The 11,262-nt window shown below is 48.0% G+C and carries 10 protein-coding genes; 1 reads left to right on the top strand and 9 read right to left on the bottom strand.

Features of this window, described 5'->3' with window-relative positions:
• The 8 genes from HMPREF2872_RS10485 to HMPREF2872_RS10450 form a co-directional block, all read right to left on the bottom strand.
• A partial coding sequence (locus HMPREF2872_RS10485; protein ID WP_141752888.1) for an ATP-binding cassette domain-containing protein occupies positions 1 to 479 on the bottom strand: 479 nt, incomplete at its 3' end.
• 83 nt (positions 480 to 562) lie between these two features.
• Positions 563 to 2,116 carry a fatty acid--CoA ligase gene (locus tag HMPREF2872_RS10480; protein WP_070633447.1) on the bottom strand — a complete coding sequence of 518 codons (1,554 nt, stop codon included), beginning with the start codon at positions 2,114 to 2,116 and terminating at the stop codon, positions 563 to 565.
• A gap of 314 nt (positions 2,117 to 2,430) precedes the next feature.
• Positions 2,431 to 3,222: a TatD family hydrolase gene (locus HMPREF2872_RS10475; RefSeq protein ID WP_070633445.1), complete on the bottom strand. Its 792-nt coding sequence runs from the start codon at positions 3,220 to 3,222 to the stop codon at positions 2,431 to 2,433.
• Positions 3,223 to 3,226: 4 nt separating this feature from the next.
• Positions 3,227 to 3,580, bottom strand: coding sequence for a PilZ domain-containing protein (locus HMPREF2872_RS10470; RefSeq protein ID WP_003682949.1), 354 nt, complete (start codon positions 3,578 to 3,580; stop codon positions 3,227 to 3,229).
• Between the two features lie 10 nt (positions 3,581 to 3,590).
• Positions 3,591 to 4,571: a DNA polymerase III subunit delta' gene (locus HMPREF2872_RS10465; protein ID WP_070633442.1), complete on the bottom strand. Its 981-nt coding sequence runs from the start codon at positions 4,569 to 4,571 to the stop codon at positions 3,591 to 3,593.
• A gap of 322 nt (positions 4,572 to 4,893) precedes the next feature.
• Positions 4,894 to 6,210 carry an MFS transporter gene (locus HMPREF2872_RS10460; protein ID WP_070633441.1) on the bottom strand — a complete coding sequence of 439 codons (1,317 nt, stop codon included), beginning with the start codon at positions 6,208 to 6,210 and terminating at the stop codon, positions 4,894 to 4,896.
• The gene (gene ccoS, locus HMPREF2872_RS10455; RefSeq protein ID WP_003681462.1) at positions 6,207 to 6,395 is read right to left on the bottom strand and encodes a cbb3-type cytochrome oxidase assembly protein CcoS; all 189 of its coding nucleotides are present in this window, start codon (positions 6,393 to 6,395) and stop codon (positions 6,207 to 6,209) included. Before ccoS ends, HMPREF2872_RS10460 begins: the two co-directional genes overlap by 4 nt.
• A complete protein-coding gene (locus HMPREF2872_RS10450) occupies positions 6,395 to 6,700 on the bottom strand; it encodes an HLGFF motif protein (RefSeq protein WP_003681461.1) in 306 nt (101 codons plus the stop codon). Before HMPREF2872_RS10450 ends, ccoS begins: the two co-directional genes overlap by 1 nt.
• A 234-nt stretch (positions 6,701 to 6,934) precedes the next feature.
• On the opposite strand from HMPREF2872_RS10450, the gene HMPREF2872_RS10445 reads away from it, so the two are divergent.
• Positions 6,935 to 8,131, top strand: a complete 1,197-nt coding sequence (locus HMPREF2872_RS10445) for an acetate kinase (protein ID WP_070633438.1) — start codon at positions 6,935 to 6,937, stop codon at positions 8,129 to 8,131.
• A 148-nt stretch (positions 8,132 to 8,279) separates the two neighbouring features.
• Here HMPREF2872_RS10445 and HMPREF2872_RS10440 read toward each other — a convergent pair whose 3' ends face one another.
• Complete coding sequence (locus HMPREF2872_RS10440; protein WP_070633437.1) at positions 8,280 to 11,042, bottom strand: TonB-dependent receptor domain-containing protein; 2,763 nt, start codon at positions 11,040 to 11,042, stop codon at positions 8,280 to 8,282.
• Positions 11,043 to 11,262: the final 220 nt, after the last annotated feature.

The raw sequence follows: 11,262 nt of genomic DNA, 5'->3' as shown, positions 1-11,262 counted from the left end.
ATCATGGCGCGTTGGCGTTGGCCGCCGGAAAGTTGGAAAGGGTAGGCCTGGGCTTTTTGCTCGGGCTGGTGGATGCCGGTTTCATCCAGGAGTTCGATAGCGTGCGCCCATGCCTGTTTTTTATCCAAACCCAAATGCAGGGACAGGACTTCGGCAATTTGTTCGCCGACGCGCATGACGGGGTTGAGGGCGGTCATGGGTTCTTGAAACACCATGCCGATTTCGCGGCCGCGCAGTTTTTGTAGGGCGCGTTCGGGCTGGGTCAGCAGATTGGTTCCGCAATATTTCAGACTGCCTTCAAAGGTAACCATCGGATTCAGGCGCATAATGCCTTGCGACAATACGGTTTTGCCGCTGCCGCTCTCGCCGACCAATGCCAGCTTGCGGCCGGGTTGCAAGGTCAGGTTGATATCGTGCAGGACTTGCTTGCTCGGAAAGGAGCCGTTTAGGTTTTCGATTTCGAGTATAGGTGTCGTCATGGTCGTGGCCGTCTGAAAAGTTTGTTGATGACAGGTTTTTTCAGACGGCCTGCATGAATCAAGAGGCCGTCTGAAACAGCGGTTTAGTCTTGAAACTGTTCTTTGAGTTTGCGTTTTAACACTTTGCCAGTGGCATTGCGCGGCAGCTCGTCTTGGAAGATGACTTGTTTGGGGATTTTAAAGTTTGCCAACAGGCCGCGCAGGTGGCTGCGGACTTCGGCTTCTTCCAGCTTCATGCCTTCTTTGAGTTGGATAAAGGCAATGATTTCTTCATCGGCGTATTGGTCTTTCACGCCGATTACGGCGGCGGCTTCCACGGCATCGAGTTTGTAAATGGCTTCTTCGATTTCGCGCGGATAGACGTTTTGGCCTTTGGAGATAATCAGGTCTTTTTTACGGTCGACGATGAAGATAAAGCCGTCTTCGTCTATGGTGACGAAGTCTCCTGTTTTCAGCCAACCGTTGACAATGGTTTCATCTGTGGCGTCAGGCATATTGAGGTAACCCTGCATTACCGAGCCGCCTTTGATGATGAGTTCCCCCACTTCGCCGCGCGGCACTTCGATTAATTCGTCATCGACGGCTTTCACGGTCAGACCTGGCAGGGCGACGCCGACGCTGGCGGTTTTTTGGCGCTCAGGCGTATTGACGGCCACAACGGGCGAGCATTCGCTCAAGCCGTAGCCTTCCAGCAATTTGGCGCGTGGGAATTTGGCTTTGAAGTCGTCAATGGTTTGTTCGGCCAGAGGCGCGCCGCCGCTGATAAACAGGCGGACGCGGTTGAACCATCTGAAATACCAAGGGATTTTGGCTTTGCTCATGGCGGTGTAAATAGCCGGTACGCCGAGAAAAATGGTAGCGCGTTTGAGCAAAACCTGTTTCAACACGTTGGAGAACGGGAAGACGGATCTGACCAAAATAATCGAGCAGGCTTGATATATCGGCAGCAAAACCATGGTGGTCAGCGTAAAGCTGTGGAACATGGGCAAGAAGACGACAAAGCGGTCTTTTTGCGAAATTTGGAAAATTTGTTCGATGCCCGAAAGGTTGGAAAACAGATTGCTATAACTGATTAATGCGCCTTTGGGGTGGCCGGTTGTGCCGGAGGTGTAGATAATGTGCGCCAAATCGTTGGCAGACGGCTGACGGCTCAGATTCGGCTTGCCGGGGAATGTACGCGCGGCATCGAAATAGCTGTCATCGCCACTGGCGGCGTTGGTTTCGCCAATCCAGATGATTTTATTGACTTTGGTTTTGGCTTTGATGTTTTTGAGTTCTTTGGCCAACGGTGCGGAGGCGAACATAAAGCGTGCGCCGCAGTCATTAAGGATGTAGGAAAATTCTTCGCTTTTCAAAAAGACGTTGAGTGGGACGGCTACCGCGCCGATGGAAGTAATGGCGAAATAGGCGGCAATAAATTCGGGAGAGTTGGAAACGACAAGGGCGACCCTGTCGCCAAATTGTACGCCTTGGTGTTGCAGATAGGCGGCGACGGTTTCTACTTCGCGTTTGAGGGAGGAATAGCTGATTTTTTCTTTGTCGTTGAAAATGACTGTGCCTTTACCGTTTTTTTGGCAGGCTGCAGTCAGCATAGCGTAAAAATTAGGGTGGGTGTGCATTTCGGAGTTTGTGTCCATATTGTGTCGATTGATGTACGGTTTCGATGAACCGTTTATTTCGAAGGGTAGGTTTTACATCCTATCGGTAAAATAAGCAAGAGGCCGTCTGAAAATACTTTCAGACGGCCTTGCGCTTTACTGGGCTTAGGAAAGCAATATTTTGAATTTAAACTTACTTATTGTGTTGATGGGAAAATTCCCATTCTTCAAAAGTCTGGCCGTTCGGTAGATGGTACAAGCTGATTTCGTTTCTGTCTCAAGCCATTTCGAGTTTGCCGCTGAGTTTGACGTAGAGCCTGGATGCCGGGTAGGCAGAGCCGATGGTAGAAGCTCTAGGCTTCACCGTTGTTCAGACGGCCATCGGGTACTTTGTTAAACAGGCGATAGAAATTGTCGCTGGTGTTTTGTGCCAATGTTTCCAAGCTCTCGCCGCGCAGATTGGCTAAGAACTCGGCTGTATAGCGGACGTAGGAAGGCTCGTTTTGTTTGCCACGTTTGGGAACCGGCGCGAGGAAAGGCGCATCGGTTTCTACCAAGATTCTATCGGCTGGGACGTATTTGGCGGCTTCTTGTATCAGCGGCGCGTTTTTAAACGTCACAATGCCGGAGAAGGAGATATACATGCCTAAATCCAAAGCGGCTTTGGCAAAGGCGACGTCTTCAGAGAAGCAGTGAATCACGCCGGAGTTGGTGTGGCATTCTTTCAAAATCCGCAACGTGTCTTCGGCTGCATCGCGCGTGTGGACGATAACGGGCAGGCCGCTTTCGTTGGCGGCTTGGATATGATCGGCAAAGCGTTGATGTTGCCATGACAAATCGCCTTTGCACCAGTAATAGTCTAAGCCGGTTTCGCCGATACCGACGATTTTGGGATGTTTGGCCGCTTCTACCATTTCGGCAATGGTAAATTCTTCCGCTTCTTGGCTGTCGGGATGTATGCCAATGGTGCAGTAGATGTGGTCGTTTGCCTGAGCAATGTCGAAGACTTCGGCAAAACTTTGTTTACTGACGCTGATGGCAAGCGCCTGCTTGACGCTTTGCGCTTCCATATTGGCAAAGACTTCGGGCAGGCGGTCTTTTAAGCCGTCAAAATTGAGATGGCAATGTGAATCGATTAAATACATGGTATTACAGGGTAAAAGTAGTGCGGTCGCTGCGCAGGCGCGGGCCAAGCTCGGCTTCGATCAGGTTTTTTGCCTGCAGGCAGCTTTCGTGTTCGGAGAATGCAAGGCCTACGCCTTTGGGGCGGTGGGCTGAAGTGCGCGCCGGATTGATCCAAACAACTTTGGTTGGCAGGAAGCGTTTGGGATAGTCGGCGATTTCTACGGCCAAGAGGATGTCTTCGCCTAGGGAGAATACGTCATCGGTCGGTACGAACAGGCCGCCGTGTTCTAAAAACGGCATATAGCAGTTGTACAGCAGATTGGGGTCTTTGAGTTGCAAGGCCAACATCTTCGCCGGAATGTCTTTTTTATTCATCATTTATTACCTGTTAGGGTTTGTTTTGCCAAAAATCTAAATATTCGATAAGCAGATACTCAAGTTGCATTTTAACACTCAAGGTATGGTATCCGTAAGGGTTGAGCGCGTTCAGACGGCCCAATAGGGCAAACAGCTTGCGTGAATCGGTTTTAGAGGCCGTCTGAAGCAGGGCTTGGGCATGGTGCGGATAATAAAGAGGCGCCATGCTTTGTTGTGCCAAGCCGACATCCATCAGCCACTTTTGCAGCCAGTCGATGAAAATGGCCAGTGGTTGTTTTTGTTTGTCGAACGCGGCGGCGTAGTCGAGTATGGCCAACAGGCGCGGGGCAGCCAGCAGCGTCAGCAACTCTTCGCGTAATGCGTCCAATTCGGGAGTCGGCGTGAATAAAGGCGCACCGCTGTGGAATGCTAATAAGGCTTCGGCATTTTCTACGCCCTGTTGGCGCAGGTATGCCGCAGCCTGCTCATGGGTAGGCGAGGGCAGCACCATCTGGCGGCAACGGCTTTTGATGGTGGGCAGGAGTTTGTCGCGCGCATGGGTAACGAGCAGGAAAACGACGTGTTGCGGCGGCTCTTCCAGAGCTTTCAACAAACCGTTTGCCGCCTGTGTGTTCATGCTTTCCGCCGGATGCACCAATACCACGCGCAGGCCGCCGCGGACAGCGGTCAGGTAAATGTTTTCAACAATATCACGCACGGCATCGATTTTGATTTGCAGAAGTTTGCGTCCTGTTTCCTCGCCTTCGGGAATTTCCGGCGTGAGTTCGTAAAAGTCGGGATGGGTGTTTTGGCTGAACAAATGGCACGAAGCACACTCGCCGCAGGGTTCATGACCGGACTTGGGCGATTCGCACAGCAATGCCTGCGCGACAAAGCGGGCAAACTCGGTTTTGCCGGTATTTTCTTTGCCGGTAAACAGCCAGGCGTTAGGACGGTTTTGCCAATGGGCGGCGAGCTGTTGCCATTGGGTTTCATGCCATGGATAAATCATATCGTTTGGGAACTATAAGGTAGGTGGTTATTATACTCTCAGGCCGTCTGAAAAAGGTTTCAGACGGCCTTTAATAAACTGCCTAAAAATTAATTAAATATATTTTTACTTTGAAATATCAACTATTAAGCTGACTTATTCACAGCCTTTGCACACGCTTGTTTGGGGAAAATGTGCATTTTGTTTGGCGGTAAAGTGGTGCTCAAAATTTAGGTAGTTGTGTTTTTTAATTTTAAATCAGACAGTAATCTGATTTATGCACAAGCTGTCCACGCGATTGAACAGTGAAAATGTGCATGGTGGGGATACATTTCAGACGGCCTTATTTGCTGATTTTCAACAAAGCGGTCAAATCCCCGATAAATTTTGGTTCCCGTTTGATGAGGTAAACAATCAACGGAAGATTACCCACGGCAACAATCAAATACAGCAGCGTAATACTGTCGAACAACATCAGCAAAACCGCGCTCAAAATAGCGGCCGATACCATAAACACGCCGTTGATGATGTTGTTGGCGGCGACGGCGTGGGCGCGGAAGGTTTCGCTGCTGGCGGTTTGCAGCCAAGTGTAGAGCGGTACGGAGAAGAAGCCGCCGAAAAAGCCGATAGCCGACATCACCAGCATAATTGGATACGCTTGGACTTGTGATAAAAACCAAATAATGCCGTTTAATTCGGTAAAGCGTTGGCCGTGGGTCAGCCACACCAGCAATAATCCACAGACGGTCAGACCCAGAGTACCGATGGTGACCAAGCCCAAAATCAGGCGCTCATGGCTGAATTTGGCGCATAACACCGATCCGATAGCGATACCTATGGAGAACAGCGCCAACATCAGGTTGAACACATTATCGTTGCCGCCCAAATGGATTTGCGTGAACGTCGGCAGTTGGGTGGTATAAACCGAGCCGACAAACCAAAACCATGAAATACCGATGATGGACGTGAATACGGGACGATCGGCCGCCGCTTCACGAATCAGTAAATTCGTGCCTTTGATGATGTTCCATTCGATTTTTGTGTCCGGCATTTTAGCGGGTACAGACGGCATAAACAGACTGGTCATCGTGCCGCTGACGGCGACCAATAACACCAAACCGCCAACAATATACGGCGGAACGCCTGCGACTGCCGTGCCCAAAAGTTGGCCAAGCAAAATGGCGATAAACGTACCCGATTCAATCAGGCTGTTGCCCATAATCAGCTCTTTGTCGTTAAGATAATCGGGCAAAATCGCGTATTTCAGCGGGCCGAACAAGGTCGATTGCGTACCCATGCAAAACAGGCAGATTAAAAGCAAAGGTGCGGATTGGATATAGAAGCCATACGCCGTCACTGCCATGATGATGATTTCCAACAGCTTGATCCAACGTGCTAAAACTGCTTTATCGAATTTGTTGCTCAGCTGCCCAGAGAGCGCGGAAAACAGGAAGTAGGGCAGGATAAACAGCATTGCGCCCAAGTTCAGCATTTGGCTGGGCGGCAGCAAGTCGTTTTTGCCCAAACCGTAAAAACTGATCATCACGAATAATGCGGTTTTGAACATATTATCGTTAAACGCGCCCAAAAACTGCGTCCCAAAGAGTGGCGCAAAACGGCGGGTCGTGGGGAAATTCAGATTATCTTTTTTAAGGCTCATTGTTTGGATTCTTTATCTTCGTCTTTTTCGATCAGTTTTTCAGTGGAGTCGTCGTCCATCAAAATGCGGTGCGCAGGGCCTTCAAGGTCGTCAAACTGTCCGTTTTTACCCGACCACCAGAAAAACCAGCCGATGATAAAGGCCAAAATAATGCTGATGGGGACAAGGATAAACATACTTTCCATTACATCGCTCCGGTCAAATCGGTCAGGATAAAGGTTTTACCGCTGATGGTCAGGTATTCGTTGCGCAACGCGCCGATATTTTTATCGTCGAAAAACAATTCGATACGGTCTTTAACCACGCGCCAGTATTGCGGGATATCGGTTTGCTCAAAAGGCGACAACACCGCCGCTTCGGCTGCATCTTCGCTTTGCAGCTTGATTGCGAAGCGTCCGCTTTGCGGCGGATTTTGTGATTCATCGTCTGCCAACATAATAAAAAATCCGGCGTGTTCACCGTCTTGAGTGTGGATACTGAAATAATGCATATCGGGAAATCTTCAAAACCGCCGTCATTTTTTCAGACGGCCTAAAATAAAATTCCGTCCATTTTACATCAAATATTAAGTCAAGCAGCCGATTACATTTTTTGTTAGAATACGGCGTTTACTTTGTTAATCTGTTCAGACCGCTACCCACTACGTCCCACAAGGGGTGCAACATAGCCGGAGCAGTAGTAAGGTCCCGACAAAAATGCCGTCTGAAACCTCAAGGAGCATAAAATGACACAAAAATTAATCTTGGTTTTGAACTGCGGCAGCTCTTCCCTCAAAGGTGCCGTATTGGATAACGACAGCGGCGAAGTATTGCTGAGCTGCCTTGCCGAAAAACTCAATCTGCCCGATGCCTACATCACCTTCAAATTCAACGGCGAAAAACACAAAGTTGACCTGTCTGCCAAGCCCGACCACACCGGCGCAGTTGAAGCCCTGATGGAAGAACTCAAAGCCCACGGCCTCGATACCCGTATCGGCGCGATCGGCCACCGCGTGGTAAGCGGCGGCGAATTGTACAGCGAATCCATTTTGGTTACCGACGATGTTATCGCTGGTATCGAAAAATGTATTCCACTTGCTCCTCTGCACAACCCGGCTCACCTTTTGGGCCTGCGCGCTGCACAAAGCATCTTCAAAGGCCTGCCGAACGTTGTCGTATTCGACACTGCATTCCATCAAACCATGCCTGAACACGCTTACAAATATGCTGTTCCACATGAATTGTATGAAAAATACGGCTTGCGCCGCTACGGTGCGCACGGTACCAGCTACCGCTTTGTTTCTGACGAAACTGCACGCTTCCTCGGCAAAGACAAAAAAGACCTGCGCATGGTCATTGCCCACTTGGGTAACGGCGCTTCTATTACCGCCGTCGCCAATGGCGAATCACGCGATACCAGCATGGGCCTGACTCCGCTGGAAGGTTTGGTAATGGGTACCCGCAGCGGCGACATCGATCCCGCAGTGTTCAGCTTCTTGGCTGAAAATGCCAACATGACCATCGCCCAAATCACCGAAATGCTGAACAAAAAATCAGGCCTGCTCGGTATCTCCGGTTTGTCTAACGACTGCCGTACCATCGAAGAAGAAGCTGCCAACGGCCACGCAGGTGCCAAACTGGCCCTGGAAATCTTCATCTACCGCTTAGCTAAATATATCGGCAGCATGGCAGTAGCAGCCGGCGGTTTGGACGCATTGGTATTCACTGGCGGCATCGGCGAAAACTCCGACATCATTCGCGAACGCGTATTGGGCTACTTGGGCTTCCTCGGTCTGCATATCGACCAAGAAGCCAACCTGAAAGCCCGCTTCGGTAATGCCGGTGTAATTACCACTGCCGACAGCAAAGCTGTTGCCGTTGTGATTCCTACCAACGAAGAATTGATGATTGCACACGATACTGCCCGTCTGAGCGGCCTGTAATCCGTCATTACTAAAACCTGCCCGAAAGGGCAGGTTTTTTATTGTGTATAGATGAAGAAAATTTTGAGAATATATTGAAAAAAGCCGGCAAACATTATGTTTACCGGCTTTTTAATCAGTGCAATATTAAGAATGCAGATAGATAGGTTTAGAACTTATAACTGATGGTAAACAGCAAAGTCCTGCCTCGTGCGTAGTTGTTCAAGACGGAGCGTGTTGTGCCGCCATATTTGCCATTGCATAAACCGTTGGCATCGCATTCGACTTCCTCATCATCTAAACCGCCTTTTCTTTCAAATACGCTGAAATAGCGCTGGGTTGCGGCATCATTTGCGGCATCCAAAGGATCGACATAGCGTTTATTGAACGCATTTTGAATGTCGAAACGAAGGATAAGGTTTTTCTTTGGTTCATAATTGGCATAGAAATCAAAAATCATCGGCTGTCTGTTGATGCTTTCTGTTTTTTTGATCACTCTTCTGCCCATTTGATGTGAAGAGTAGGTATTGGCACCGGTTGTACCGTCAACAAATTCTTCCTCAGTCGTCGCCCGTGTACTTTTGCCGTAATAGCGCATAATGCCGCCGATGGTCAATTTGTTGCCCAACCAGCGGGAACCCAATTCAAACCGCCCGTAATCTCGGGGCAAGCGGGAAATTTTGCTTAAGCCGTAACCTTGTTTGATTTGGTCTTCTTTAGAAGAATTACGCGGCGATTCGCTGGCATCGCTATAATTGGTCGGCTGGTTGGTTTTTTGATATGCGTAAGACAGGGTTGTAAAAAAGCGGCCGAAATCATAGTTCATTTCCACTTCCAAACCATTTTTATGGACAGGTTTGGCATAGTTTCGATGCTGGATAGAGTATTGCAGGCCGGTACTGGTTACCCAGCTGGGTGCTTTATCCAAATCCCACCATTTGCCATAAACATTGTGAATATAGTTGTTTATCCTGCTGCGATAGGCGACCAGTTTGAAACCCAATACATCGTCCGGCTTGAAAATCCCTTTTTTGAAGGTATTGAAGCCTATTTGGTAAGTATTGGCCTGTTCCGGCTTGAGGGCTGTATTGACGCCTGAGTCGCCGATTTGTGAAAAATACATTTCTTGAATATTCGGCATTCTATGCGTACGAGAATAGCTGATAAACGGCATAAAGTAGTCATTGACATTGATGTTTAATGCCACCGAATGGTTTACCGCATGCTTTTTACCAGATTTGGTATAAACCGGTTCGTAAAGGTCGCAGCTTGGCGTGCAATGCTGTTTATAAATTTCAGAATCTTCTCCAAATGCTTTTTTAAAGTCTTCTTGGGTATTGAAGTAGTCGGTATATTCGCCTTTGTAGCGGTAGTTGACCATATTGGCGCTGTAATTCAATTGATAAATGCCTTTTTTCAAGGAAGTATCAAAATAGAACGTATTGAATTTTTGCTGGCCTGAAGGTTGCAATATGGTTGATTTCTGAGGAAATATTCCTTTGTCGCCTTTGAAGCGGCCTAAAAAGCTGTACAGGCCGGCATCTTGATCCGGGCCGTCGTAAAACAGGCTCAGCTCTTCCGGAAAGCGGTTTTTACTGTATTGGTTTTTAAAGAAATTGAAACCCACAGTGGTTTTTAAATCTGTTTTGTTGGGAAGGTTGAAAGAGAAGCGGTTGTTGATATCCAAAAGATTGGCTGTGTTTTTGGTTTCCAAATAATCAAGCAGTCCCCATCCTGAAAAACGTGAGTTTTTCGGATATTTTTGTTTTCCCAGATTATGGGCGGCCAACACGTTTAAATCGACATAATCGCCAATGTTTAAGTTGTAATTGGCTTGATAGTTGCGGTTTTCTACTTTGCGGCTGCCGATACGGTTGTTCATGGTACGAAGCTGAAGATCCAACTTGTTGTTGTCGTTTTCGTATTCCACTTTGACCAAATGGCTGTTTGAGCGTTGTTGCAGGCTGGTCGGGTCGATTGGAGTCAGGTCCCATTGCGGTGCTAAATTCTCTTTCCAGCTTCTTTCCAAATCATCAACATAATCTCTTTGCAAAACTTCAGGATCGTTATATTTTTTGGAGAAAGGGTAGTCCCAATAGCTTTTACCGACTGCGTTGCGCTTGGAAAAGTCGCGAACCCAACGATTTTGCCCTTGGTCGAATTTCAATAAGTTGCTTTCAAAATATTCTTGTTTTTTACGGTCCAAATATTCTTCGCCAAAATTGCCGATACGCTGACCGCCGCCGCCCACTTTATAGTTTTGCTCGACATTACGGTGGCTGTAACCATATAACGCACCAAGGCGCGCACCGCTGTCAAACCATTTTTGTACCGCTCCGGTTGCCATAAAGTTGCTTTTGGTGCTGTTTGTGCCGGTCAATCCTTTGGTCAAGAAGCCGAAGGTATTGTTTCCGTGTACCACATCGTCTACTCGTAAAGTACGGAAATTGGCTGTACCGGATAAGGTATTGATGCCGTTGGCACCTGTGAAACTGCCTTTGGTTACATCCACGCCGGCAATAAAATTGGGATCCAGTGCCGTACCGAATTGCGAAGAGCTGCCGCTGCGTCCGGCATCGGCAGAAGTGGAATAGAAGGTTTGGGTGACGCCGTCAACCATCGTATTGACGCGTCCCAAACCGCTATCGCCACGGATATTGACTGCCAATACCCCCGATCCCTTGTCTTGTTGGGTAAAAACGCCGGGCATGCTCCGCACGATGGCATCGATGTTTTCGCTGGATTGATAAACGCGTTCACGCGAACTTTTGGCTTGGCCTTCGGTAAAAACTTTTTTCTCTTTAGCAATGTGTCTGCCTTTGACTTGAATTTCATCAAGCTCTTGAGTTGAAAACTCTTCTTCTGCGTGTGCGATACTTGTTATAGCCAGTAAAGATAATGTTAGTAGATTTAATTTGAAATTCGGATTCATGATAGTTACCTCAGAAACGAAGCTGCTACTGTATAACATATTATTAAACTTTACAAATATTTTGATAATGGTTTTTATTTTTTAAAAAATAAAGTAGATTCTTGTTTCAGGAGATAATCCAATCGCATATGATTAATCTGGCTGAAAAGATAAAGCAGGTCTGAATTTGAATTGGGTTGGTCGAGAAAAGGGGAGATTTAATTGAATTTAAACAGCCGGA

Origin of the sequence: Neisseria sp. HMSC069H12, assembly GCF_001812735.1 — a bacterium.
GTDB classification, from domain to species: Bacteria; Pseudomonadota; Gammaproteobacteria; order Burkholderiales; family Neisseriaceae; genus Neisseria; species Neisseria subflava.
Note: the sequence above shows the minus strand (reverse complement) of the source record. Positions and strands in the feature narration are given on the sequence as shown.

Bases quoted from the DNA above. Each gene is read 5' to 3' on its own strand.
- HMPREF2872_RS10440 (WP_070633437.1), bottom strand. From the start codon at position 11,042: ATGAATCCGAATTTCAAATTAAATCTACTAACATTATCTTTACTGGCT.
- HMPREF2872_RS10470 (WP_003682949.1), bottom strand. From the start codon at position 3,580: ATGATGAATAAAAAAGACATTCCGGCGAAGATGTTGGCCTTGCAACTC.
- HMPREF2872_RS10460 (WP_070633441.1), bottom strand. From the start codon at position 6,210: ATGAGCCTTAAAAAAGATAATCTGAATTTCCCCACGACCCGCCGTTTT.
- HMPREF2872_RS10475 (WP_070633445.1), bottom strand. From the start codon at position 3,222: ATGTATTTAATCGATTCACATTGCCATCTCAATTTTGACGGCTTAAAA.
- HMPREF2872_RS10465 (WP_070633442.1), bottom strand. From the start codon at position 4,571: ATGATTTATCCATGGCATGAAACCCAATGGCAACAGCTCGCCGCCCAT.
- HMPREF2872_RS10480 (WP_070633447.1), bottom strand. From the start codon at position 2,116: ATGGACACAAACTCCGAAATGCACACCCACCCTAATTTTTACGCTATG.
- HMPREF2872_RS10445 (WP_070633438.1), top strand. From the start codon at position 6,935: ATGACACAAAAATTAATCTTGGTTTTGAACTGCGGCAGCTCTTCCCTC.
- HMPREF2872_RS10450 (WP_003681461.1), bottom strand. From the start codon at position 6,700: ATGCATTATTTCAGTATCCACACTCAAGACGGTGAACACGCCGGATTT.
- ccoS (WP_003681462.1), bottom strand. From the start codon at position 6,395: ATGGAAAGTATGTTTATCCTTGTCCCCATCAGCATTATTTTGGCCTTT.